The organism is Bradyrhizobium sp. P3_C3, assembly GCF_056402655.1.
Genome location: NZ_JBFUGY010000026.1, coordinates 50,489 through 74,705 on the forward strand (window position 1 = coordinate 50,489; position 24,217 = coordinate 74,705).

General features: G+C 65.0%; 28 protein-coding genes and 1 tRNA gene. 18 read left to right on the plus strand and 11 right to left on the minus strand.

The features are described 5' to 3' along the window. Positions 1-17: 17 nt before the first annotated feature. The 11 genes from AC1DW2_RS26575 (at position 18) to AC1DW2_RS26625 (ending at position 6,942) form a co-directional block, all read left to right on the plus strand. Positions 18-956: an SDR family oxidoreductase gene (locus AC1DW2_RS26575; RefSeq protein ID WP_477007466.1), complete on the plus strand. Its 939-nt coding sequence runs from the start codon at positions 18-20 to the stop codon at positions 954-956. A 26-nt stretch (positions 957-982) separates the two neighbouring features. Then, positions 983-1,642 (plus strand): NAD(P)H-binding protein, encoded by a 660-nt coding sequence (locus tag AC1DW2_RS26580; protein ID WP_063986740.1) that lies wholly within the window; start codon positions 983-985, stop codon positions 1,640-1,642. 81 nt (positions 1,643-1,723) lie between these two features. After that, positions 1,724-2,173, plus strand: a complete 450-nt coding sequence (locus AC1DW2_RS26585) for a DUF2948 family protein (protein ID WP_477007467.1) — start codon at positions 1,724-1,726, stop codon at positions 2,171-2,173. Between the two features lie 145 nt (positions 2,174-2,318). Further along, positions 2,319-3,614: a histidinol dehydrogenase gene (hisD, locus tag AC1DW2_RS26590; protein ID WP_063985875.1), complete on the plus strand. Its 1,296-nt coding sequence runs from the start codon at positions 2,319-2,321 to the stop codon at positions 3,612-3,614. After that, positions 3,611-4,108: a UPF0262 family protein gene (locus AC1DW2_RS26595; protein WP_063985874.1), complete on the plus strand. Its 498-nt coding sequence runs from the start codon at positions 3,611-3,613 to the stop codon at positions 4,106-4,108. Before hisD ends, AC1DW2_RS26595 begins: the two co-directional genes overlap by 4 nt. A 132-nt stretch (positions 4,109-4,240) precedes the next feature. After that, entirely contained in the window at positions 4,241-4,708 is a 468-nt protein-coding gene (locus AC1DW2_RS26600; protein WP_063985873.1) for an arsenate-mycothiol transferase ArsC, read from the plus strand. Between the two features lie 145 nt (positions 4,709-4,853). Then, positions 4,854-5,483: a Maf-like protein gene (locus AC1DW2_RS26605; RefSeq protein ID WP_028151428.1), complete on the plus strand. Its 630-nt coding sequence runs from the start codon at positions 4,854-4,856 to the stop codon at positions 5,481-5,483. 145 nt (positions 5,484-5,628) lie between these two features. Beyond that, the gene (yacG, locus tag AC1DW2_RS26610) at positions 5,629-5,811 is read left to right on the plus strand and encodes a DNA gyrase inhibitor YacG (RefSeq protein ID WP_477007468.1); all 183 of its coding nucleotides are present in this window, start codon (positions 5,629-5,631) and stop codon (positions 5,809-5,811) included. A gap of 184 nt (positions 5,812-5,995) precedes the next feature. Next, positions 5,996-6,071, plus strand: a tRNA-Phe gene (locus AC1DW2_RS26615). Positions 6,072-6,180: 109 nt separating this feature from the next. Then, the gene (locus AC1DW2_RS26620; protein WP_477007469.1) at positions 6,181-6,336 is read left to right on the plus strand and encodes a hypothetical protein; all 156 of its coding nucleotides are present in this window, start codon (positions 6,181-6,183) and stop codon (positions 6,334-6,336) included. A 108-nt stretch (positions 6,337-6,444) separates the two neighbouring features. Continuing rightward, positions 6,445-6,942: a hypothetical protein gene (locus AC1DW2_RS26625; RefSeq protein ID WP_247313526.1), complete on the plus strand. Its 498-nt coding sequence runs from the start codon at positions 6,445-6,447 to the stop codon at positions 6,940-6,942. Between the two features lie 674 nt (positions 6,943-7,616). On the opposite strand, the gene AC1DW2_RS26630 is transcribed toward AC1DW2_RS26625, so the two are convergent. The 3 genes from AC1DW2_RS26630 to AC1DW2_RS26640 form a co-directional block, all read right to left on the minus strand. Then, on the minus strand, positions 7,617-8,000 hold the full coding sequence (locus AC1DW2_RS26630; protein WP_028147401.1) for a PLDc N-terminal domain-containing protein: 384 nt from the start codon (positions 7,998-8,000) through the stop codon (positions 7,617-7,619). A 409-nt stretch (positions 8,001-8,409) separates the two neighbouring features. Further along, the gene (locus tag AC1DW2_RS26635; RefSeq protein WP_084795314.1) at positions 8,410-8,637 is read right to left on the minus strand and encodes a DUF3551 domain-containing protein; all 228 of its coding nucleotides are present in this window, start codon (positions 8,635-8,637) and stop codon (positions 8,410-8,412) included. Positions 8,638-9,493: 856 nt separating this feature from the next. Next, positions 9,494-11,554, minus strand: coding sequence for an ATP-binding protein (locus AC1DW2_RS26640; protein ID WP_477007470.1), 2,061 nt, complete (start codon positions 11,552-11,554; stop codon positions 9,494-9,496). 203 nt (positions 11,555-11,757) lie between these two features. On the opposite strand from AC1DW2_RS26640, the gene AC1DW2_RS26645 reads away from it, so the two are divergent. Genes AC1DW2_RS26645 through AC1DW2_RS26655 form a run of 3 tightly spaced genes read left to right on the plus strand, consistent with a single transcriptional unit; the run spans position 11,758 to position 14,428 of the window. Beyond that, positions 11,758-12,420 (plus strand): FABP family protein, encoded by a 663-nt coding sequence (locus tag AC1DW2_RS26645; protein ID WP_063985871.1) that lies wholly within the window; start codon positions 11,758-11,760, stop codon positions 12,418-12,420. Positions 12,421-12,439: 19 nt separating this feature from the next. Beyond that, positions 12,440-13,150: a RibD family protein gene (locus AC1DW2_RS26650; RefSeq protein WP_477007471.1), complete on the plus strand. Its 711-nt coding sequence runs from the start codon at positions 12,440-12,442 to the stop codon at positions 13,148-13,150. 9 nt (positions 13,151-13,159) lie between these two features. Further along, a complete protein-coding gene (locus tag AC1DW2_RS26655; RefSeq protein ID WP_477007472.1) occupies positions 13,160-14,428 on the plus strand; it encodes a flavin monoamine oxidase family protein in 1,269 nt (422 codons plus the stop codon). 43 nt (positions 14,429-14,471) lie between these two features. Here the strand turns inward: AC1DW2_RS26655 and AC1DW2_RS26660 are convergent, their stop codons facing one another. The 7 genes from AC1DW2_RS26660 to AC1DW2_RS26690 form a co-directional block, all read right to left on the minus strand. Beyond that, positions 14,472-14,792 (minus strand): hypothetical protein, encoded by a 321-nt coding sequence (locus AC1DW2_RS26660; RefSeq protein ID WP_166348671.1) that lies wholly within the window; start codon positions 14,790-14,792, stop codon positions 14,472-14,474. A gap of 127 nt (positions 14,793-14,919) precedes the next feature. Next, a complete protein-coding gene (locus AC1DW2_RS26665) occupies positions 14,920-15,495 on the minus strand; it encodes a cysteine hydrolase family protein (RefSeq protein ID WP_477007473.1) in 576 nt (191 codons plus the stop codon). Positions 15,496-15,628: 133 nt separating this feature from the next. Then, complete coding sequence (locus AC1DW2_RS26670) at positions 15,629-15,976, minus strand: DUF3088 domain-containing protein (protein WP_477007474.1); 348 nt, start codon at positions 15,974-15,976, stop codon at positions 15,629-15,631. Positions 15,977-16,031: 55 nt separating this feature from the next. Next, the gene (locus AC1DW2_RS26675) at positions 16,032-16,607 is read right to left on the minus strand and encodes a hypothetical protein (protein ID WP_071917092.1); all 576 of its coding nucleotides are present in this window, start codon (positions 16,605-16,607) and stop codon (positions 16,032-16,034) included. Positions 16,608-16,809: 202 nt separating this feature from the next. After that, the gene (locus AC1DW2_RS26680) at positions 16,810-18,126 is read right to left on the minus strand and encodes a tetratricopeptide repeat protein (protein WP_477007475.1); all 1,317 of its coding nucleotides are present in this window, start codon (positions 18,124-18,126) and stop codon (positions 16,810-16,812) included. A 12-nt stretch (positions 18,127-18,138) separates the two neighbouring features. Beyond that, complete coding sequence (locus AC1DW2_RS26685; protein WP_354114083.1) at positions 18,139-19,161, minus strand: aldo/keto reductase; 1,023 nt, start codon at positions 19,159-19,161, stop codon at positions 18,139-18,141. Between the two features lie 305 nt (positions 19,162-19,466). Continuing rightward, positions 19,467-19,892: a PaaI family thioesterase gene (locus tag AC1DW2_RS26690; RefSeq protein ID WP_477007476.1), complete on the minus strand. Its 426-nt coding sequence runs from the start codon at positions 19,890-19,892 to the stop codon at positions 19,467-19,469. Positions 19,893-19,963: 71 nt separating this feature from the next. Between AC1DW2_RS26690 and AC1DW2_RS26695 the strand changes: the two genes are divergently transcribed. Together AC1DW2_RS26695 and AC1DW2_RS26700 are read left to right on the plus strand one after the other, a co-directional pair. Then, positions 19,964-20,590 (plus strand): NUDIX hydrolase, encoded by a 627-nt coding sequence (locus tag AC1DW2_RS26695; RefSeq protein ID WP_477007477.1) that lies wholly within the window; start codon positions 19,964-19,966, stop codon positions 20,588-20,590. A gap of 56 nt (positions 20,591-20,646) precedes the next feature. Next, positions 20,647-21,861 carry a hypothetical protein gene (locus AC1DW2_RS26700; RefSeq protein WP_477007478.1) on the plus strand — a complete coding sequence of 405 codons (1,215 nt, stop codon included), beginning with the start codon at positions 20,647-20,649 and terminating at the stop codon, positions 21,859-21,861. 172 nt (positions 21,862-22,033) lie between these two features. Here the strand turns inward: AC1DW2_RS26700 and AC1DW2_RS26705 are convergent, their stop codons facing one another. Continuing rightward, the gene (locus tag AC1DW2_RS26705) at positions 22,034-22,342 is read right to left on the minus strand and encodes a hypothetical protein (protein WP_166104193.1); all 309 of its coding nucleotides are present in this window, start codon (positions 22,340-22,342) and stop codon (positions 22,034-22,036) included. Positions 22,343-22,539: 197 nt separating this feature from the next. On the opposite strand from AC1DW2_RS26705, the gene AC1DW2_RS26710 reads away from it, so the two are divergent. Both AC1DW2_RS26710 and AC1DW2_RS26715 read left to right on the plus strand, forming a co-directional pair. After that, positions 22,540-23,019, plus strand: coding sequence for a hypothetical protein (locus tag AC1DW2_RS26710; protein WP_071917094.1), 480 nt, complete (start codon positions 22,540-22,542; stop codon positions 23,017-23,019). A gap of 210 nt (positions 23,020-23,229) precedes the next feature. Beyond that, positions 23,230-24,177 carry a TAXI family TRAP transporter solute-binding subunit gene (locus AC1DW2_RS26715; RefSeq protein ID WP_166104196.1) on the plus strand — a complete coding sequence of 316 codons (948 nt, stop codon included), beginning with the start codon at positions 23,230-23,232 and terminating at the stop codon, positions 24,175-24,177. Positions 24,178-24,217 lie beyond the last annotated feature (40 nt).

Here is a 24,217-nt window from a genome sequence, read left to right on the forward strand (position 1 = left end):
CCGAACGGAGATACGGCATGACCGACTGGAGCACGGCAGACATCCCCTCCCTCAGCGGCAAGACCGCCGTCGTGACCGGGGCGACGGGCGGCCTCGGCTACGAGACGGCGATGGCGCTGGCGGGCGCCGGTGCCATTGTCATACTCACCGGACGCAACGACGCAAAGGGCCTGCGGGCGATCGAGGGCATTTGCGAGCGGTTTCCCAACGCATTGATCGCCTACGAGCATCTCGATCTCGCCAGTCTCGCCTCCGTCGCCGATTTTACCAGGCGCTTTGCCGCCAGCAACGAGCAGCTCGATCTCCTGATCAACAATGCCGGCGTGATGGCGCTGCCGAAGCGGCAGCAGACGGAGGATGGTTTCGAGATGCAGCTCGGCACCAACTATCTCGGCCATTACGCGCTGACGGCACAGCTGTTGCCGCAGCTTCGCCGCGCGAAAGCGCCGCGCATCGTCAATCTGTCGAGCCTCGCGCACCGCTCCGGCGCGATCAATTTCGACGATCTGCAAAGCAAGCGTTCCTATCGTCCCTGGCGCGCCTATTGCCAGTCCAAGCTGGCGATGCTGATGTTTTCGCTGGAGCTGCAGCGCCACAGCCTCGCCGCCGGCTGGGGCCTGACGAGCCTTGCTGCCCATCCCGGCTACGCGCGGACCGATCTCATTCCGAACGGGCCGGGCGCCGACACCTTCCAGTCGCGTGTCAGCCGTTGGCTCCAGCCTTTCATCAGCCACTCCGCAGCCGAAGGCGCGCTGCCCACGCTGTTCGCGGCGACCTCGCCGGCTGCAGAGCCCGGCGGCTATTGCGGTCTGAACTGGTTCTACGAATTGAAGGGGCCGCCCGCGCCGGCGAAGATCATGCCGCAGGCGAAGGATTTCGCCGCGGCCGCCATGCTGTGGGATGTCTCGGCGACGTTGACCGGTGTATCCTTCGACGAGATCGCGGTCGCCGCATGAGCCGCGGGCCGGGTGGGGACGTCACGATGCAAGTCATCATCTTCGGCGCGACCGGCATGGTCGGGCAGGGCGTATTGCGCGAATGCCTGATCGACACCGGCATCGACCGCGTGCTCGTGGTCGGCCGCAGCCCGACCGGCGTCCGCAATGCGAAGCTCACCGAAATCACGCACGGCGATTTCACCGACTACTCGGCGATCGAAGCGCAGCTCACGGGCTTCGATGCCTGCTTCTTCTGCCTCGGCGTCTCCTCGATCGGCATGAGCGAGGATCGCTATCGCCATCTCACCTACGATCTCACGCTCGCAACGGCGACGACGCTCGCGAAGCTCAATCCGCAGATGACGTTCGTCTACGTCACCGGCGCCGGCACCGATTCCACCGAGCAGGGATCGCGGATGTGGGCGCGGATCAAGGGCAAGACCGAAAACGATCTGCTCAAGCTGCCGTTCCGGGGGGCCTACATGTTCCGCCCCGGGGCGATCCAGCCCCTGCACGGCGCCCGCTCCAAGACCGCCTGGGTGCAGGCCGTGTATGCCGCAACCGGGCCGCTCTGGTCGGCGCTGCGCCGGATCTCGCCGCGGCTCGTCACCTCGACCGAGCAGATGGGCCGCGCCATGATTCGTGTCGCCCGGGAGGGGTATCCGCGGAAGGTGCTGGAGATGGAGGATATCAATAGCCTCTAGCCGGCTAGCCCGTTAGTTTCACGGAAATTTCCGCGTCCGCGCGCGTTGAGCCTTATCGGCCCCCGAGGAGAAATGCCGGCGATGTCTCCCCAGCTCAAACTGATCGCGCTCGACGCCGACGATCTCGCCGTGATCTCGACCCATGTGCAGGACGCCCGCGTCCAGGCCGCCGACATCATCTGGCGGCAAAGCGAGAAGCKGCTGGTGGTCGGGATGAGCCGGCTGGACTGGGAGCAGTCACTGGACGGCGAGGCCGAACCCCGCCGGCTGGTCGCCGCGCTCCGCTTCGACCGCGTGCTCGCCTGCAAGTCGCGCAACATCGACCTCGGCGCGCCGGACGAGGTTCTGGACCTCGTCGGCATCGAGTTTCACTCCCAGGACGGCCGCGACGAGGAGCCCGGCGGCAGCGCCCTGCTGCTGTTCGCCCATGGCGGCGCCATCCGCCTCGACGTCGAATGTCTGGAATGCGAGTTGACCGATCTGGGGGCGGACGCGCTCGGGGCCGGACTGGGCCTCGAGGAGGAGGGGTGAGCTGGCCGGTATACCAGTCAAGCCAGGTCGGGCCGCTGCCGGAACGGCATCTCCCGAGGGTTGACGCAGCTTCCCCGCCGCGCCATTGAGCAGGGGGTCGGGTGAGCCAATCCGCCCCAAAGACCAGCCGGAAGCCAAGCCAAAAATGCCCGTTCGTCTCGACCGCAGCAGCGCCGATTTTGACCAGCGATTCGCGGCCTTCCTCGCCGCCAAGCGCGAGGTCTCGGCCGACGTCGAGGCCGCCGTGCGCACCATCGTCGACGACGTCGCCAGGCGGGGCGATGCGGCCCTGCTCGAGGCCACGGCAAAGTTCGACCGGCTGAAGCTGGATGCATCCGGCCTGCGCGTCACCGCCGCCGAGATCGAGACGGCCGTGAAGGCCTGCGATGCCGCGACGCTGGATGCGCTCAAGCTCGCGCGCGACCGCATCGAGACCTATCACCGCCGCCAGCTCCCGAAGGACGAGCGCTTCACCGATCCGCTCGGCGTGGAGCTCGGCTGGCGCTATACCGCGATCGAATCCGCGGGCCTCTATGTGCCCGGCGGTACCGCGGCCTATCCCTCCTCGGTGCTGATGAACGCCGTGCCCGCGCAGGTCGCCGGCGTCTCGCGCCTCGTCATGGTGGTGCCGTCGCCGGACGGCAAGCTCAACCCGCTGGTGCTGGCGGCCGCTTCGCTTGGCGGCGTAAGCGAGATCTACCGGGTCGGCGGCGCGCAGGCCGTGGCGGCGCTGGCGCACGGCACCGCCACGATCGCGCCGGTGGCCAAGATCGTCGGCCCCGGCAACGCCTATGTCGCCGCCGCAAAACGGCTGGTGTTCGGCAAGGTCGGTATCGACATGATCGCCGGCCCCTCCGAGGTGCTGGTGATTGCCGACGACACCGGCAATGCCGACTGGATCGCCGCTGATCTGCTGGCGCAGGCCGAGCATGATGCCAGCGCGCAATCGATCCTGATCACGGATTCCGCGCGCCTCGCCGCGGATGTCGAGAAGGCCGTCGAAGCGCAGCTGAAGACATTGCCGCGCACCGCAATTGCCGGCGCCTCCTGGGCCGATTTCGGCGCCATCATCATGGTGAAGAATCTTGCCGACGCCATTCCGCTCGCGGATGCGATCGCGGCCGAGCATCTCGAGATCATGACTGATGATCCCGATGCGCTTGCCGCAAAGATCCGCAACGCCGGCGCGGTGTTCCTCGGGGCGCATACGCCCGAGGCGATCGGCGACTATGTCGGCGGCTCCAACCACGTGCTGCCGACGGCGCGCTCGGCGCGGTTCTCCTCAGGCCTCGGAGTTGCCGACTTCATGAAGCGCACCTCGATCCTGAAATGCGGCCCGGACCAGCTGCGTGCGCTCGGACCTGCCGCGATGACGCTCGGACAAGCGGAAGGGCTGGACGCTCATTCGCGCTCGATTGGATTGCGCCTCAATCTGTCATGACCCAGCCGCCCGAACAGGACGACTCGACCAATCGCATCGTCGCGGTCACCCTCGACGAGGACTCGATCGGCCGTTCCGGGCCCGACATCGAGCATGAGCGCGCGATCGCCATCTACGATCTGATCGAGCAGAACCTGTTCGCGCCCGATGGCGCCGACGGGAAGGGGCCGTTCACGCTGCATATCGGAATCACCGGCAGCCGGCTGATGTTCGACATTCGCCTTGAGGACGGTGCGCCCGTGGTCGCGCATCTGTTGTCGTTGACGCCGTTCCGGCGGATCGTGAAGGACTATTTCATGATCTGCGACAGCTACTATCAGGCGATCCGGACAGCTACGCCGGACAAGATCGAGGCCATCGACATGGGGCGCCGCGGCATCCATGACGAGGGATCGCGCACGCTCCAGGAGCGGCTGAAGGGCAAGGTGCGGGTCGACTTCGAGACCTCGCGCCGGCTGTTCACGCTCATCACCGTCCTGCACTGGAAGGGTTAGGCGCATGATCCCGAAAAGTGGGCACCGGTTTTCGGACCAGATCATGCGCGAGACAAACGGCTTAATGGCCCGGAAAAATGTGCAGCGGTTTTCCGACAAGGCCATGCCCTCTCTCAAAAGAGGCTAGGCGCGATGGCGGGTCCGCCACGCGCACGCGATCCGCAATCGGTGCTGTTCGCCTGCGCGATGAACAGCGTGCGCTCGCCGATGGCCGAGAGCCTGCTGCGGCACATGTTTCCGCAGGGCCTCTACGTGAAGTCGGCCGGCGCCAGGAAAGGCGAGCTCGATCCCTTCGTGGTCGCCGTGATGGACGAACTGGGGCAGGACATCTCCGCCCACAAGCCGCAGACCTTCGAGGAGCTGGAGGACTGGGAGGGGCTCAATTTCGACCTCATCATCACGCTCTCGCCCGAAGCGCACCACAAGGCGCTGGAGCTGACCCGCACGCTCGCCGCCGACGTCGAATACTGGCCGACGCAGGATCCCACCACCATCGAAGGCAGCCGCGACCAGAAGCTCGCCGCCTACCGCGAGGTCTGCGACCAGCTGTTGATGCGCATCCGCAGGCGTTTTGCGAAGGTCGGCGCGGCGAGCGGTTAGCCGTAACACCCGCGTCACAGACCGAGGGCACACGCATGTTGGACGCCTCGAATCAGTAAAGTCCGGGTTCCCGGGTTGTGAAATCAGCCCCCTTCCGATAGGTTCCGCGCGCAATTCACCCCCTGCTTCATCCCCCAATCACCTTATGCTCGGCCGCCCCAAATTCGTACTTGCCTCCGGTTCGCCGCGGCGCCTGTCGCTGCTCAACCAGGCCGGCATCGAGCCGGACGCGCTCCGGCCGGCCGACGTCGACGAGACGCCGAAGCGGGGCGAGCTGCCGCGCGCCTGCGCCAACCGTCTCGCAAGGGCCAAGGCCGACGCTGCCCTGAAATCGGTGCAGCTCGACGACGAGCTGCGCGGCGCCTTCATCCTCTCAGCCGACACGGTTGTGGCGGTCGGCCGCCGCATCCTGCCCAAGGCCAACCTCGTGGACGAGGCCGCGCAGTGCCTGCGGCTGCTGTCGGGCCGCAACCACCGCGTCTACACCGCGATCTGCCTGGTGACGCCGCGCGAGGCCTTCCGCCAGCGCCTGGTCGAGACCCGCGTCCGCTTCAAGCGCCTCTCCGAGGACGACATCCAGGCCTATATCGGCTCCGGCGAATGGCGCGGCAAAGCCGGCGGTTACGCCGTGCAGGGCATCGCCGGCTCCTTCGTGGTCAAGATGGTGGGGTCCTACAGCAACGTCGTCGGCCTGCCGCTCTACGAGACCACGACGCTGCTCGGCGGCGAGGGTTTTCCGATCCGCTTCGGCTGGCTCAACGCCACGGCCATCTAGCGCGCCGACAAAAATCTCGAAAACAACCCCATGCACAGTAGAATGGGCCCGCCGGACCCGGCCCGCGACGCCTGCGCGTCCGCCCGAGGAACCGCTTTGCCGACAGGCTCTTGAACGCCTTCACCCCGAGTAAGCTGCCGACATCATGGACGACCACGTCAAAAAGCCCGCCGGCCCGCTCAAAACCTGCCCGATCTGCGGCAAGCCGCAGTCGGAAGCCACCCGCCCGTTCTGCTCCTCGCGCTGCCGCGACGTCGACCTGAACCGCTGGCTGAAAGGCTCCTACGTCATCCCCGGCCGCGACGACGAGGCGGGTGGCGAAGAATAGCCAATAATATCAGATGTTTATTTCGACCTCCGATTCGCCGCGCACCAGCCGCAGCAAGCCCGCCCCACCTTGTGCACAGCCGAGCCGCGCCCGGCGAAGCCACTTGGCGAAGCCGGGTGGACATGCCGCTCCGAGCCCACTATAAACCGCCCGCTCGATGGGCCTTGGCCCCTCTTTGGAGCACGCCCAGGTAGCTCAGTTGGTAGAGCATGCGACTGAAAATCGCAGTGTCGGTGGTTCGATTCCGCCCCTGGGCACCATCCTGGTGTTTGCCCTCGTTCTCCGGCATCCGCTGACGCCAATTTCTCCGGCCTATTCCAGGAACGCCACGCATCGTGGCTGAGCTCGAACTTTGGTTCAGCGGGCGCGGTGCTGCTGACGATGCTCATTCATGGCTGCGCCCACTTCAAGGCGGAATGCAACGATGATTTCCGCCCGCTCCAGGAGCCAAACCTCATCGTCGTCGCCATCGCGGTCGCCGTTCTGATGACGTTCTTCCAGTGGTTGATCGCCACGGGCGGATAACGAGAGCGGCCGAATCAAGTTGCAGGGTTCGGCGATGCAACTTCAATCGGCGCGTGATATCCTCGTCTCGGGGGATGGAATGGACTGTCCCTTCGCATCTGGAAGGACATGGCCATGACGTTGTCGTCACGCTTCGTTGCGCGTCCCGCTGTCACATTCCCATCGATTGCACTGTTGCTGTGCGGCCTGAGCGGCACGGCAATGTCTCAACCGACGCCCACCGAGACTCAGCTTCCCAGCATCACGGTCGACGCGCCGAGACAGGTGGCGAGGCCGCACAAGCCAACGCATCACGTGGCCATCCGCAGCACCGGGTATCGGACATCGCCAGCCACATCGACGGCCGCGGCGGCGCCGATGTCGGATGCCGCGAGGCTCGCCAAGCTCGAACGCGAAACGAGCAGCTGTGCCGGCGGTTGCCAATCGAGCTTCAAGACGGGAAATCAGCCCTGGGTCGGCTGCAACGCTTCGGGCGGCGTGTACTCCTTCACGTGCCGGAACGTCGGCAACTTCAAGACTTACGACGAGTGCAAGGAAGCCGGACGGGTCACCGGCTGGCGATCGGGCGAGACCTCGGCGTATTGCAGCAGCCTGGCGTTGAAGTAGGGGCGGCTGGGGTTGAGGAGGCTCGTCGGCTAGGCCAGCCTCCTCCGATCGGACTGGGCACAGTCGCCCGCGTATCGATAATCACGGCGTGATCGCCGGTACCTATCATCGCACGCTGCGGTTCCGGTCGAAAACGCGACCAAGCCCAATAATGCTCAGTAGCGCTCCGTCAGAACTTCGAACCGACACCTCGATTGTTGATGCGAGAGCGATCCGGTGGGCAACCTGCAAACCCGCAAGACGAAGTCTGCCTTCTAATTCCCTTTGGGCCCGGGCGGTCCGATCGGGCCCGCAGGTCCGGCCGGCCCCGGAGGACCCGCTGGCCCGGGGAGGCCGCAATTCTGTATCACCACGTCTCTCGTATCCGGTCCGGACGTGATCTTTACGATACAAGTCGATGGAAACTCCGGTCCAATCCACCGAAATCCTCCGGTCGAAGTGCTCTCGACTTTCACGGTTTTGCTCGGACTGATCTTGATTTCCACGCTGGGCTCGCGGGGCCGTCTTACTCTTCCGACGATGACCAACTCGCCCTGCGATATGGTGGCGGTTGTTATGAATATTTCCGCATGCGCGCTTTCAGTCCACACAATTGCAAAGCCAGCAATAAGAGCTCCAACGGTGCCAAAAGGCTTTGCGAACATCATGGGCCTCCCCGCTTCCCTCACCGATGGTTAGGAGACCAGCTTGGTGCGAAGGCGCCCGTACTCGGTATCGGTTATTGATCCCGATTTTTTGAGCTGATCGAGCTTGGAAAGCTCGTCGGCGACACTAAAGCCGACGATGTGCCGTAATTCCTCGCGCGCCCGCTGAGCCTGCTCAGCGCTGCGTTCCGCCATCCCCCTGCCTTGGGTGATGAGGTAAGCAAAGATGCCGAGGTAGGAGGTCAGAACAAGTGCAAGCACCCACAGTGCCTTACCCCATCCGGAAATGTCGTGGCGCCTGAACAGGTCGCCATAGATGACAATGAGCAGCCAGAACCAAACGACAAATGCGAATACAGCAATTATATCCATCAGAAAATTTCGATATGTGAATCCTTCCTGAGCGAAGAACATTGCGATCCCCTTATTGAGTTGCCGTTCTCGATCTTTCCTGTAGGCCAGTCGCACGGCCCGCTACGCGAAGGCTCAACGGCAGTACCGATGCGACACGCGGTGCGACCTTCCGCTGGTCGAGCGGTACCAGCAGTTGCCGTTCCTCCAATAATATCGATGCCAATGGCGATGTCGCCGGTGGGCGCCCGCGATGGCTCCGGCCGTCGCCCCTATGGCAGCGCCGCGGCGACCACCAACAGCACCACCGATGACGGCACCTCGAAGCGCACTCTGAGCAAATGATTCGCTGGAAGGGACCATTCCTGCGAACGAGAGCAGGATGACGAACAGTGCAAGCTTTCGCATCGGGGGCCTTCCCTTGATTGACCGCTTCTGCCATGCCGTGCCGCCGAATAGCTCCGAGCGGTGATTAGCGCCGCCGCGGAGCGGCATAGCGCGGGTTGATGCCGCAATATGCGTTCGTGCCAGAAGCAGCAGCCAGGCATTGCGAGCGGGTGGCGAACTGACAATTGCCCGGAAAGCCCCAATTGCGACCTCGCAGGCAGTATCGATCCGCCTCGGCAGCTCGGACTGGCTCCAAAAAAGCAAGGAATACAGCGGCAGTGAGTAACGTCAGCATCGGAGCGACACGATGCATATCGATCTCCGTGGATGGATGGAGGTGAATATACTGGCGGCGCGAGGGGAATACCGCCAGTAAAAGCCCTTGCCAGACGCTGGGGCGTTTATTGATGCTACCTGGCGCGAAAAGCGCTCATGCTATTCAGGCGCTTGTAGGTAAACGTAACAATTGCCATTGCATGTCCTTGAATGCGGACCGCTGGCCGGATGACGTACGGCTTTCGGATATCGAGCCCCGTTTCGCCACCCAGGATGCCGCGGAAGCATGGTTCGTAGAGAACGATCCTGAGGGAGTGGCGTTCGAATACGAGGTTTTCGAATGAACCGGATCGTCCGCAGGACTATCTACGCCATGTTAGTAATCGTTGTGCTGCTGATCGACTGGTAGATTCTCGCACCGCTTTGAAGGGGTGAGACGTCGTCGCGCAAGGCCAATGAACCTTGCATACTTGTAACGAGGCGGACACCGAAGCGCCTTCTGGGTGGCCAAATGCTGGCGGAATGTGAGGGCTTATAAAAGCCGACCCTGGCCCACGGGATTTACTCCGATGTTATTTCAAGCGGCGATTATTTGCCTGATCGTACTCAGCATCGGCGTTCTCGTCGCCCACGCGGTTGACGCTCTCAGAACGTAGCGAGCCCGCCAGCGTGAACCGGCGGGCCTCCACCTCGGTCTTCTCAGTTCACGCCCAGAGTCTGGCGTTGAAGTAGATGCGGCTGGGGTTGAGGAGGTTCGTCCGCTGGGCAGCCTCCTCCGATCGGACTGGGGTACAGTCGCCCGCGCATCGATAATCACGGCGTGATCGCCGATACATGTCATCGCACCGGCATGTCGCTTTCGCTCATGCGAGCTGCTCGCCCGCTTGCGTCGCCTACCGCCCCGCCTTCGCCAAGCCCGCCAAACTCGCCGCCAGCTCGTCGCTTCGGAACGGCTTCGTCAGCCGCGATAGGTCCGGCGTGATGCCTTCGTTGTTGGCGTAGCCTGACACGACGAGGATCTGGAGCTCGGGATATTGATTGCGCAGCGCGAGGCCGAGGTCTGTTCCGTTCATGCCGGGCATCAAATGGTCGGTGACGAGCAGGTTCGGCCGCAGGCCTTCCCTGACGCGCTGAAGCGCATCCTCCGCCGAGCCGGCTTCGACGACGTTGTAGCCGAGCTCGCCCAGCATCTCGGCGGTGCTCATGCGCACCAGCGGTTCGTCATCCACCAGCAGGGCCGTGCCGACGGGCTGTGGCCGCAGTTTTGACTGCGGGACGGCATCAATGGCGCTCGCGACGGCGTGGCTGACCGGCAGCCACAGCTCGACCGTCGTCCCCGCGCCCACGGTGCTTCTGATCGTCAGCGCGCCGCCGAGCTGTGACGCAAGGCCGTGGACCATCGAGAGGCCAAGACCGGTGCCTCGCCCGACGCCCTTGGTCGAGAAGAACGGTTCGACGGCGTGGGCCAGCGTGAACTCGTCCATGCCGATGCCGGTGTCGGCGACGGAGATGCAGACATAGGCGCCCGGTGCCAATTCCGAATTGTGAGAGTCTCCAACCGTGCGGGCCTTCGCCGAGATGCGCAACTTGCCGCCGTCGGGCATGGCATCCCTGGCGTTCACGCTGAGATTCAGGATCGCCATCTCGATCTGGTTGGGATCGGCCATGGCCGCGGGAAGGTCTTCCGGCGTGTCCACCGTCACCTGGATCTGCGGCCCGGTCGTGCTGGAGATCAGGTCTCCCATCTCGGCAACGAGGAGACCGATGCTGACGGGAATGGCCTGAAGCGGTTGCCGGCGCGCGAAAGCGAGCAGGCGTTGAACCAGCGTCTTGGCGCGCTCGGCCGCCTGTGCTGCGCCGGCGATGAGGCGATGCTCGCGCTCGCCGCCGATGCCCTTGCGCTGAAACAGGTCGAGCAGCCCGACGATCGGCGTGAGCAGATTGTTGAAGTCGTGCGCGACGCCGCCCGTGAGCTGGCCCATGGCCTCCATTTTCTGGGCCTGGCGGAGCGCCTCCTCGGCCTGCGCGAGCCGCGCCTGCTCCTCCAGGCGATCCGTCACGTCGATCCCGGTCAGGAACGCGCCGATCCGCGTGCCGTCCGGAGCGCGGAGCGCCTCGAACTTCATCTCGTAGACGCGGCGGTCGAACCGGGGATCGCCGAACTCATCTATGTTGGTGAAGGCTTCCCCGGCCAGCGCCCGGCTCCAGATCGCGGTTGCCGCCGCGAGATGCCCGGGCCGGTCGGCCAGAAATTCGTGCAGGGAATCGCCGACCTTCGGGCGCTTGCCGTAGATACGCTGATAGGCATCGGCGCAGGACGTGTTGATTGCGAGCCAGCGATAATCGAGATCGAGCGCCTGGATCTGTCCGTCGGTGGTTTCCACGATTGTCGCCAGCAAATGACGCTCGGCGGTGCGTTCGGCCACGCGCTGCTCGAGGGTCGTGGTCAGCTCCCTGTATCGCGCTTCGCTCGCCCGCAGCCGCGTCTCGCCCAGCACGCGCTCCGTCGTCTCGGACACGATGCAAAGCACTCCGCCGACCGAGCCGTCATCGTCCCGTACGGCCGAGTAGGAGACGTCCCAGTAGCTGGTTTCGCCGTAGCCGTGGCGCTCGACGTAAAACGGGCGATCCTTGGCGGCGAATGTCTTTCTGGTTCGGCGCACGCCCGACAGGAGCGGTTCGAGATCGTCCCACAGCTCGCCCCAGTTTTCGATCGCGGGGCGACCGAGGGCGCGGGGGTGATTGGCGCCGATGCCCGGGGCGTAGGCGTCATTGTAGAGCGCGACGAAGTCGGGCCCCCAGAACAGGACGATCTGGGCTTGCGCGGCCAGCAGCATGCTGACCGTCGTTTTCAGCGCCTGGGACCAATCGCGGGGATGACCGAGCGGTGAATCCGACCAGTCGCGGGCGCTCATCATCGCGCCCAGCTTGCCTCCGTCAGCGAGGAAGCCCATTTCGATTGACCGCCGAGCAGCCTTTTCAGACAGCACCGGATCCCCCGCTACGCGTGACACGGGCGTCCTTGCCCATTCGAGCCGGCTTTCGAGGGCTCGTGCTCAAGCGCAGGTAACACCCGGCGCGCGCTCTGGTTCCATTCCAGTCGATTCCCGCCGTCCTTGTGCTATTGCTGCTCCCCGCAACTTGACGCGAGGTTCCCATGCTCCCCATTCCCGCCGACATTTTCACCGAGCCCGAGGACGTCTCGCCCGACGGCCTTGCCAATCTCGGCCCACTCCGCCGGCTCGCAGGGAGCTGGCAGGCGGACAAGGGCATCGACATCAATCCGAAGGCGGAGGGGCCGGAGCGGCGGACCTTCATCGAGCGCATCCGCATGGACCCGATCGACCCGCAGGCCAACGGGCCGCAGCTGTTTTACGGGCTGCGCTATCACATCCACATCAACACGCCCGAGGAAGACATCACCTTCCACGACCAAGTCGGGTACTGGCTGTGGGAGCCCGCGACCGGGCTGATCATGCAGACGCTCGCGATTCCGCGCGGACAGGTGTTGCTCGCCTCCGGCAAGGCCGGGCCGGATGACAGGAAGATATCGGTCACGGCGAAGCGCGGCGATACGGCTTACGGAATCTGCTCGACCGATTTCCTGGAACAGGCCTTCCGCACCGATTCTTATCGCTGCGACATCACCTTCAACGATGACGGAAGCTGGAGCTATCTGATCCAGACCGAGTTGTTCGTGCGCGGCGCGCCGTTCAACCATCACGACAGCAACACGCTGAAGCTCGTCGCGCCGCCAAAACTCAATCCGCTCGCGGTGATCGTGAAGGATCGCGCCGGGCGCGATGGATCGGCGGCCTGAAGCGTACCCGGAGAATTGCATGAAGCCCTACGTCATTTGCCTGATGCATTCCAGCCTGGACGGCCGCACGCATCCCAGCCGCTGGCGGCCGAAGGGGGCGGGTACAGACTGGTTCGAGAAGATCCATGACGAACTCGGCGGCGACGCCTGGGTGATCGGCCGCGTCACCGGCTCGGAGTTCGCCAAGGGCAAGCCCTATCCCGCAACGGCGGGCGAGACATTCCCCCGCCAGAGCTGGTTCGCGCGGCGCGATGCGAAAACCTACGGCGTCGTGCTCGACGCGCAGGGCAAGATCGGCTGGGGCCGGTCAGACATCGGCGGTGACCCGATCGTGGTGGTGCTGACCGAGGGCGTGCCGGATTCGCATCTGGCGGGGCTCCGCCGCGAGGGTGTGTCCTACATCTTCGCCGGCAAGTCCGAGATCGACCTGGCGCTGACGCTGGACATCCTCAATCGGGAGTTAGGGGTGAAGCGCCTGCTCGTCGAGGGCGGCGGCGTTGCCAACGGCGCCTTCCTGCGCGCCGGCCTCATCGACGAATTCAACCTGATCCTCAGCCCCGCGATCGATGGTGCCAGGGGCGCACCTTTCGTGTTCGATTCGACGGACGCGGACAGCGGCAAGCGCGCGCCGCTCGCCGCGATGACGCTGGAGAGCACGCGCGACCTCGGCGGTGGCGTTCTGCTGCTGCGGTATCTGATCAAGAACGACCCGCAAGCGATGCCCAAGTAAGGCATCGGCATGGGACAATTGGAGCACATCGTCATCGTCGGCGCCGGCGCGGCCGGGCTGATGGCGGCGCGCGAGCTGGCACGTGCGGGCAGGACGGTCACGATCCTGGAGGCGCGCCAGCGCTGCGGCGGGCGCATCGATCCGCTGCCGGCGTCGGAGTTCGGCTACCCCGCCGATGGCGGCGCCGAATTCGTCCATGGCGAGGCGCCGGTCACGCGCAAGCTTGTGCGCAAGGCGGGACTGTCGCTGCAGGAGATCGAAGGCACCCAGTGGAGCTTTGACGGCACGAGGCTCTCCCACGAAGACCGTCACGATCCGCACGAGGCAGAGCTGTACGCCGCGCTGGCGGCGTTGAAGGATGATCTCACGGTTGCCGATTTCCTCCGCGGCCACTTCGCCGGGCCTGGGTATGACCGGCTGCGCCATTCGATCGAGCGCATGGTCGAGGGCTACGACGCAGCCGACCCCGAGCGCGCCTCGACGCTGGCGCTGCGCGAGGAATGGATGGACGGCGGGCATCACACCCAGGCGCGCATCGTCGGCGGCTACGGCGCGCTGATCGATTTTCTGGCGAGCGAGTGCCGCGGGCTTGGCGTGACGTTTCGCTTCGGCCGCGCGGTGTCGGCAATCGAGGAGACGGGCGGCGCGCTGGCCGTCCGCTGTGCCGGCGGCGACGGGCATGGCTGCGATCGCGTGATCCTCACCGTCCCGCTGCCGTTGCTGCGCGAGATCGCGCTTCCGGAGCCCGCACGCGCGAAGGCTGCGGCAGCTGACGATATCGGCTTCGGCAGCGTGATAAAAATCCTGCTGCGGTTCGCGCGGCCGTGGTGGCGCGAGCGAAACGAAGATCTCGCGGACATGACCTTCCTGCGGTCGGACCAGTCGATCCCGGTGTGGTGGACGCGGCATCCGGACCAGCATCCCGTGCTCACCGGCTGGTTCGGCGGGCCGCGGACAGCCGAGCTTGCGAAGCTCGATCGGCAGGGGTTGATCGATGCCGGGGTCGATTCGCTTGCGGCCATCTTCGGCGTGTCGCGCGACGACATCGCGCGCGATCTCGTGGCGGCTGCGGCGACCAACTGGCTGCACGATCCGTTCGCGCGCGGCGCCTATTCCTGGGCGACGCCGCGGACGCGCGAGGCCCAGGCGATCCTCGCGCGCGCCGACGGCCCGGTGCTGTTCTCCGGCGAAGCGCTCTATCGCGGCCGCGACATGGGGACGGTCGAGGCGGCGCTGGCGAGCGGGCTGGAGATTGCGGAGATGATTTTGCGGGGATGAAAAAGGCCCGCACAAGGCGGCCTTAACTCTCACCAGCAATCTCTCACCAGCGGCCGCCGCCGAAGCTGAATGTCACGCCGGGACCTCCGCCGCCATAGTAGCCGTACGGTCCGCCGCCGTAATAGCCTTGGTGCCGCGGGTAGTAGCCATAGTTCCGGTAGTGCGGGCGATAGTAGCCGTGGTTGTGATGACGCCATTGGTGATGGCGATGGCCATGGTGGTGGTGCCTGTGCTGTGCGCTGATATCGGTGGACTGCCCGGCTTGCGCGTTCTGCTTTGCGCTGGCCTTGCCCGCCGCGTTGGCCGTGGATCCACCGGCGAGCGCCGTAGCACCGACAGCCATCGCGACTAAGAGATACTTCATGTCATCACTCCAGTTGAGAAGTCGTGTGACAACAGATGGCTGTCCGGAGCGTTCCGGCTAGTGCGGGCGTCGAAACGACGCAGACGAAGTTCCGATCAACGTGTGAATTGATCTGATGTGGCGCGATCTATTGTCGCATCGCTTCGAGCGAAGCGATCACGTCGGCGGCGGCGACGATGCGCGCAAATTCCCCGTTGAGATTCGACAGCGTCATCGCATGAATCTCTTCAGCCGAATGCTTGTCGCCATCTGGTCCGATCCGGTCGAAGGTCCAGGTCGCATCGCGCACGAGGCTCGCGTCGAAACCGAGATTGCCGGCCATCCGCGTCGTCGTCTCGACGCAATGATTGGTGGTGGCGCCGCAGATCACGAGCGTCGTGATGTTGTCTGCGCGCAGGCGCGTCTCGAGATCGGTGCCGATGAAGGCGCTGTTGACGCGCTTGACGATCACCGCCTCGCCCGGCGCTTCGCGCGCCTCGTCCTTGACCGCGTAGCCGGAGTTTTGCGGCAGGAACGACGAGGTCGGCTTGGTGCCCTCGTGGCGGATGTGGAAGATTGGCGCGCCGCGCTTCCTGAATGCCCTCAGGAGATCGGCGATGCGCGCCACCGCGTCCGGATTGTTGCGCCGCTTGCCCGCCGCCTCCCATTCGTCGAATGCGCGCTGGACGTCGACGACGACGAGGGCGGGGAGGGGGCTGATCATGAGGAGCGGCTTCCAGACTTGCTTGCTGCGCGAAGTATGCGGGGCGACCGACGTGGCAGGCAATGTCGATTTTCCCTCGTTTCGCGACAGCTCTCGTGCCCCGGACACGGAGAGCTGCGCGAGTGCTCGGCCCTCACGGATGCGGATCGGGAAACCCGTGGCGTTCAGTGAGCGCGGCGAGGATCGCGTCCTTGTCGGCGATGAAGGCGCGGCCGTGGTGACTGCCGGTCTGGTGTGGCGACGTCGTCCCGTCGGCCAGCACGAGCAGCGGCAGCGATTGGTTCTCCTCGCCGACCAGCGCGATCACCGGCAGCCTTGGCCGCGGCCATGCGATGCGCTCAACGTCGAGCTTTTCGGCGAGCTGCGGAAACGAGGCGAGCACGCCCTCGATCAGCGCGCAATGCCAGCAATAGAAGCGCTGGCCCGGAAAGGCGGGATCCTCGAAACCAGGGCGCAGCAGAAACAGGCGGTCGCGCGTCATGAATCGCTCCAAAGCATGGCGCGATCATACATGCCGGCAGCAGCTGATGATGCCGTTACTTGAACGGATCCTGGATCGATGGCGACGATTGCCGGATGCGGCGCACGCTCACCGGCTTGCCGTCGGAGACGAACAGCAGCTCGTATCGGCGGCCCTCGCTGTCGGTCGCCGTGCAGGTGACGTCCGTGACCTTCCTTGCGGCGAAATTGCCGGTCTGGCGGCAGACGCCGGTCGAGGTCTGCTCGGCCGGCACCGGCAGGCCGTCGACCTTGGGCCGGTCCTTGGAATTGAGCAGCATGCGGTCGATTCGCAGCTCGTAGGAATTGTCGTCCGCGCGCTGGCCGTTCTCGCCGGAGAACGACACGACGTGGTTGGCGTCGGAGGGGTCGTCGACGGCAACCGCGAAATTGACCCGGCCTTTGTCACCATGGGCGTAAGCCACCGTCTTGCAAGCGAAGGTGCGCCCCGCGACCTTCAGCGTCTTGCAGTGGCCCGACATCAGCGCCAGCAGGTCGATGAAGGCGTTTTGCGCCGGCGGGTTGTTGACGGGGATGGGCGCGGAAGACTCGGCAAAACAAGGGCTTGCGAGAGTCGCGAGGGCCGCTGCGAGGACCGGTCGGCGGAGGCGCATCATCAGGCTCGTATGCCAGGGGGCCACGGCGGCGGAAAAGTTCCGCTCAACAACGAGCGAACCACAAATTGGTTGCGATCCCGTTTGTTCAGCTAAACCCGACTGGAATACCACCGCACCACCCATCGGCGATTCATCCGATCGCCCCATCCCGTCCTAGCAGGCCACTTGCTGCCAGACCGATGTTCTTTTCGTGGCAGAGCTAAACGGTCGCCGCCTGCCAGCGCGTATCGCGAAGCGAGGGCCGGCGGTGCAGGCGGGCGTCGAGCAGCGCGCGGGCGCGGGGCAGCTCGCCGCTGCGCATGAGCGCGACGATGTAGGTATCTTCGATCAGTTCGCGCTGGGCATGGCTACCGCCGATGCGCACGACCTCGCCGAGGACGGGCGCGAGCGTTTGCGCGCATGAGGTGTAATCCTCGCGGGCAAAGGCCGCGAGCGCACGGCAGATCGCCGGCACCACGGGACCGGCCGGCAGCTTGCCGTCGCCGAGCCGCTGCTCGATCGCCGCAAGGCGCGCGGCGAGCGCCTCCTGGTTCTGCGTCGCCGCAGCGAACAGCGCCATGTGGACGTCGGCAAAGGGCAGGCTCGATTTCGGAAACAGTTTTTGCGCGGTGGCATCGGCCTCGAGCCAGAGTGCCTCCGGCACGGCGTGGCCGTAAGCCGAGAGGCGCCACAAAAGCGAGGCGCCGTCGGTGATGACGTTGAGCGGTGGCGCCTGCGTGGCGGAGGGCTGAAGCACGTCGGCATAGATCGCAAGCGCGCGGGCCGCATCGCCATGCTCGAGCGCGCCGAGCGCCTGGTGCCAGCGAATATGGCCGTGCAGGATGCCGGTACGGTCGTAAGAGGGGATCCATGCGTCGACGAGACGGTCAGCCGCGTCGATCGAGCCGTCCTCGAACATCGCATGCAGCACGGCGTGCGCGGCGTGGGCGTTCTGACGGCGCAGATCAAAACCGCGCTCGGTGACGGTGCGGCCGCGCGCGACGTCGCCGTTCTCGGTCATGGCCCAGCCGGACATGGTGAGAAACCACCAGTCCTCGCCATAATGCTGCGCGACGCGCTCGCACAGCTCGTGCCGCGCGCGGTCGTGATCGGCCATGCCGGAGAACGCGAACAGGCCGAACGCGCCGAGCGGCAGCGACAGCACCACCGCATCGCGCGGCCATGCGTCGACGTGTTTCAGCGTCGATGCGATGGCCTCGGGCAGCCGGCCCTCGATCGCAAGCGCCAGCGTCTCGACATGCGAGCGCTCGCGCTCCGTGCCGCGTTTCGCTGTGAGCTCGCGCGCGCGTGCCGCCTTCTGCCGCGCGAGGTCGCCCTGCTGATAGAAGGCATGCACGCGGGCGCGGGCGATATGGGGCAGCGCGAAATCCGGATCGGCCGCAATCGCGCGTTCCAGCGCCTCCGCGGGGCCGGTCCAACCGGCCAGCATGAGATCGACGCCTTCGCGATAGGCGCTTGCCGCCTCGTGCGAAGACGTCGAGAGCGAAAGGCCGTAGCGGTCTTCGTGCGCCGTCATCGTCTTCAGCCCTCAAGCCGTCCGCGCGCGGCGTCCCTCGATCGGATAGGCGGGGTCGTTGTAGCCCGGCGTCGAGGGATGGCCCGGCACGACCAGCCGGTCGATCAGCGCCTCGTCATCCGCCGTGAAGCGGTAGTCGAGCGCGCGGATGTAGCCGTCCCACTGCTCCTCGGTGCGCGGGCCGGCGACGATCGAGCTGACAAAGGCGGAGTTCAGCACCCAGGCGACCGCGAACTGGCCGGCGGTGATGCCTTTCGTCTCGGCGTGGGTCTTGATCTCCTGCGCGAGCTGGAGCGATTCCGGCCGCCATTCCGTCTGCATCATGCGGGTGTCGTTGCGGCCGGCGCGTGTCTCCTTGTCCGGCGCGGCGTCGGGCTTGTACTTGCCGGTGAGCACGCCGCGCGCCAGCGGGCTGTAGGGCACGATGCCGAGGCCGTAATAGGAGCAGGCCGGGAAGTGCTCGACCTCCGGCATGCGGTTCATGGCGTTGTAATAGGGCTGGCTCACCGCGGGCCGGTCGATGCCGAGCCGGTCGCAGATGTTGCAGATCTCGGCGACGCGCCAGGCGCGGTAGTTCGAGACGCCGAAATAGCGCACCTTGCCGGCGCGGATCAAATCGCCCATCGCGCGCACCGTTTCCTCCAGCGGCGTCGCGTGGTCCTCCTTGTGCAGATAGTAGATGTCGATGTGGTCGGTGCCGAGCCGCTTCAGGCTCTCGTCGGCGGCCTGCAACACCCAGCGCCGCGACAGGCCGACACGGTTGGGATCGTCGCCCATACCAGTGTTCATGGGGTTGGCGAGTTTTGTGGCGAGCACCCAGGCGTGACGGTTGTTGCCGATGGCGCGGCCGACGACCTCCTCGGAGCCGCCCTTCGAATAGGCATCCGCCGTGTCGATGAAATTGATCCCGGCCTCATGCGCCTTGGCGATGATCCGGTTTGATGCGGCTTCATCGGTCGGCCCGCCGAACATCATGGTGCCCAGACAGATCGGCGAGACTTTCAGGCCGGTGCGGCCGAGCTGGCGGTATTGCATGGGCTGTTTCCTCAACGCTATCGAAGCTGGCAGCATAGCCAGCTAATTCCGTCATTGCGAGCGCAGCGAAGCAATCCAGAGATGCATCCGCGGTGAGATACTGGATTGCTTCGCTGCGCTCGCAATGACGAGATTGGGGAGGGCGCTTGCCGCACTCTAGCTGTCATCGCCCGCGAAGGCGGGCGATCCAGTATTCCAGAGACGGCTGTGATTGAGCCGAGAGGCTGCGGCGTACTGGGTCGCCCGGTCAAGCCGGGCGACGACAGCGGTGGGTGTGGTTGGAGCGGCAGCCCGACCGCGCGACGCTACCCCGGCCCCTTCAAGATCTTGAACACGCCATTCGCCATCACGATGCAGCGGTCGTCGACGGTGACTTCGGTGCTCATGAAGATGAGGCTGCGCGTCGAGCGCACCACGCGCGGGCGGGAGATCAGGATGTCGCCGATCTGGCCGGCCTCGACGAAATGGGTGTCGAGCTGCACCGTCGCCATGAACTCCTTGCCGGAAACGTAGCGGGCGGTCATACCGCAGGTGCGGTCCGCGAACGTCATCATCACGCCGCCCTGGACCATGCCGCGGCGATTGTGGTGCTTGTCCTCGGTGGCAAGTGCGAATTCGTAATGGCCGTCGACCTTGCGCTCCCATAACGGGCCGATCAGGTGCAGGAAGCCCGTGGTCTCCAGGATGCTCCAGCCGTCCGATTTGAGCCTTGCGGCGGCCTTGTTGGTCATGTGGTCGTCCATTGCTGCGCGGGCCTTGCGAGCTCATTTCATCGGGGCCTGACGTGGTGTAGTCAAGCATCATGAGACCGTTCGACGATGCCACACGGCGGAATATCGCGGCTGCCTGCGCGGCCTTCACGCGGCTGCCGGAGGATGATGCTCCGGCCGCATTGAAGCGCGCCGCGGTGGCGGTCGCGCTGACCGCGGCGAGCGACGGCGATGACACCGCATTCCTGCTCACGCTGCGCGCGTCACACCTGCGCGCCCATCGCGGCCAATGGGCCTTGCCGGGCGGTCGCTGCGATGCCGGCGAGACGCCGGTCGAGGCGGCGCTGCGCGAGCTGGATGAGGAGCTTGGTCTCCGCCTCACGCACGCGGAGGTGCTCGGCACGCTCGACGATTATCCGACCCGCTCCGGCTATCTGATCACGCCGGTGGTGGTCTGGACGGCCGACAGTGCCGCGATCCGGCCGAACCCGGATGAGGTCGCCTCGGTCCACCACATCGCGCTCGCCACGATCGAGCGCGAAGACGCGTTCGACTTCATCGCGATTCCCGAAAGCTCCCGCCGCGTGATCCGCTTCCATCACGAGACGAGCCTGATTCACGCGCCGACCGCGGCGCTGATCTACCAGTTCCGCGAGGTGCTGGCGGGACGTCACACCCGCGTCACCGAGCTGGAACAGCCGGTGTTCGCCTGGAAGTGACGATGGTAAACGGCGCGTTAACGTGACGGTTACCGGATGCCTGCTAAGAGGGCAGCATGCATCATTCGATTCGAAAACATCTCGCGCTGGTTCCATTCGCGCTCGTCCTGCTCGCGCCCACTGCGCGCGGCGGTGAGGCCGACGCGCTGCCGCCGGCCGTCCGCGATGCCAACGCCCAGTTGCTGTCGCAGTTTTTTGCGCAGGGTGGCGCGTCGCCGGCTGTGCTCGAATATCGGCGCAAGCTGCAGGAATATCAGGCGGCGCGCGCGGCCTTCGACGAGGAGGCGGGTGCCTATTGGAGCCAGATCTCCGAGAAGCGGAAAGGCCGCAACGCCAAGCGGCGCAGCGGACAGCAGGTGATGCTTGACGATTATGTGCTGCAGCATCCGCCGCTCTATAACGGGCCGAAGCGGCCGGTGAATCCGGAGCCGGAGGAAACGCCGGATCGTCCGACCAGAAAGCCGATACCGGTGGTCGCCGATCTCCTGCAAGCGGCGCGGGAGCTCTATCAGTTCACGCCGCAGCGGCCGTCCAGCGAGGTCGAGTTCAAGCGCGCCTATGCGCGCTACGCGCTCGCCTCGGGGCTGACGCGCGAGCAGGCGGTGCGGGTCTATTCGTTCGAGACCGGCGGCACCGGCAGTTACGACGTGCAGGCGGGTATTGAGCATGGCGGCAAGCGCGCGATCTCGACCGCGATGGGCTACAACCAGCTCCTGACCACCAACAGCGTCGAGCTGCTGGCCGAGCAGGGCCATGAACTCATCCGTGCGCTCTCCGAGAAGGTGGCGCGGACGTCGGGGCCGGCGCGCCAGCCGCTCGAGCACAAGCTTGCCGTGCTGAAGAAGATGGTGGCGCAGGCGAAGTCGGTGCCGGACACCTGGTCGGAGCACGAGAAGATCGGCAACACCGCGCAGGGCTGGGCCATGCATGCCATGGTGCTCGACATTGATATCGGCCCGATGCTGCAAACCCATAAGCTTTTGACTTCGGTGCTGTTCGCGCGCACCAAGGGCTACACCCGGCCGCTCACCGCCGCCGAGCTCGAGATGATGAACCTCACCGGCGACGGCACCGGCCTCGACATGGTGACGATGCCGCAGGCGATGCGCGAGCAGGTGCCGACCTCGAACTTCTTCCAGCGCGGCGGCTACGAGCGCAACCCGGTCGCGATCCGCCACAACACGGTGGCCAAGCTGCTGGCGGTGACGGATACGCGGATGGACTCGAACAGCAACAATGCCGGCGCGCGGGAGCTGGCAGGGGCGTTTTAGTCCTCGCTGCCACATCCTCCGCTGTCATGCCCCGGCTTGACCGGGGCATCCAGTACGCCGCAGCCTCTCGATTGAAGCACAACGGCCTCTGGAATACTGGATCACCCGCCCCAGTGCGCAAGCGCGCACAAGGCGGGTGATGACACCGAATGCTTGGGTTGGCCGTCGCCCCCTACTGATCCGACCCGAATTTGAACTTGCCGTCGCCTTCGAGATACGGGCCGCTGCGCATGTAGAGCTGGCCGTTGTGGCCGATGAAGAACAGCGTGCCTTTCGGCACCTTCTTGGCGCCCTTCAGGAGTTCACCGGCATTGTTGGTGCCCATCTTGTAGGAGAAGGTCTTGCCTTCCTTGTCATAGGCATAGCCGGTGTCGGGCTTGAGCTCCCAGGGCGTTGCCGCGGTCTGCGCCATTGCGGGTGCGCTGAATGCGCCGAGCGTTGCTGTGAGTGCAAGTGCAAATGTCTTCGTTGAAAATGCCATCATCCCATCCTCCCCATCGTTGGGGTTGCCATCTTGAACAAATCACGAACGGCGTTTACAGGTCAATTTGCGAAAGCGCCGCAGCGCATCACGTCCTGCCCAGCAGTTTGTGATTTTCCCTTCGTCCCCGCGCGACTATGTTCCGCTTTCAGTCTAGAACGCAATTCGACAAAAATATTGGTAGGGGGATGATTCGGATGAACCAAGTCGTGAAAGCCTGCTCAGCCGCCGCGCTGTTGGTGACGGCGCTGGCGCCCGCCGCCTGGGCGGATGACTACCAGCTCAGCCACAACCAGCGGATTTCGTGCAGCCGTGGCCTCGCCCCGGGCAAGCTCAACACCGCGACCTGCAAGTCCTACACCTACCTGTTCAATACCAAGACCTCGGAATATTTCCGCTGCCAGGTCTCGCTCGCGCTGACCCGCGACAACAAGGAAGTCATCAACGTCCAGACCGACGGCGGCTGCACCAAGAAGCCGCGCATCTTCGAGACCGACGGCAAATACGATTTCGACGCGACCGAGACCGAACCGCCGAACACCAACTCGTTCTTCGGCCCCGGCGGCTACTCGGTCTGGGCCGCCGACGTCACCGCGCAGAAGGTGCGCGGCTGCATCATCATCTCCTCCGGCCTCGGCTCCGACATCTCCAAGTGCCTGGACATGACCTTCCAATAAGGGCTTGCCAGCAAGAGCTTGCCAGTAAGGCTTGCCTGCGCGGCGAGACACGCGCCAGACCCGGACTGCGCCACCTCGCCGCACCCCGAGGGTTCCCCAAAAATCGAGCCGGGTCAGCCGTTTACCGCAGTCCTGTTGTGACTTTTGGACGGGTTGACCCGCTTCCCCCATCCGGCCAATTTCCCGGCCGGTTTGGGGAGTACAACAACCATGAAACGGACGATTTTTGGCGCGGCCGCGGCTCTTGCCCTGGCGGCGTCGGCACCTTGCGCGCATGCGCAATCCTTCATCAACGTGCTGACCGGCGGCACCTCCGGCGTCTACTATCCGCTCGGGGTCGCGATCGGAAAGATTTACGGCGACAAGATTCCGAACGTGAAGACGCAGGTGCAGGCCACCAAGGCGTCGGTCGAGAACCTGATCCTGCTCCAGCAGGGCCGCGGTGAAATTGCGTTCACGCTGGGTGACTCGCTCAAAGCCGCCTGGGAGGGCGACGAGGAAGCCGGCTTCAAGACCAAGCTGGACAAGCTGCGCACCATCGGCGCGATCTATCCGAACTACATCCAGATTGTCGCGACCGCCGAATCGGGCATCAAGACGCTCGCAGACCTCAAGGGCAAGAGCCTCTCGGTCGGTGCGCCGAAGTCGGGCACCGAGCTCAATTCCCGTGCGATCCTCGCGGCCGCAGGTATGACCTATAAGGACCTCGGCAAGGTCGAATATCTGCCGTTCGCCGAATCCGTCGACCTCATGAAGAACCGCCAGTTGGGCGCGACGCTTCAATCGGCCGGCCTTGGCGTCGCCTCGCTGAAGGATCTCTCGAGCTCGGCCTCGATCACCGTGGTGTCGGTGCCGAAGGAAACCATCGACAAGATCGGCCCGCCCTTCATCTCGGCAATCATTCCGGCCAATACCTATACCGGCCAGGACAAGGACGTGCCGACCGCGGCGGTAGTCAACTATCTCGTGACGAGCTCCGCGGTGTCGGACGACCTCGCCTACCAGATGACCAAGCTGATCTTCGAGTCGCTGCCCGAATTGCAGAACGCCCATGCCGCGGGCAAGGAGATCAAGCTCGAGACGGCCGCCACCGGCAGCCCGGTTCCGCTGCACCCCGGCGCGATCCGCTATTACAAGGAAAAAGGGCTGATCAAGTAGTCAGCTTTCGTTATCGGACGTCATGGCCGGGCAAAAGCGC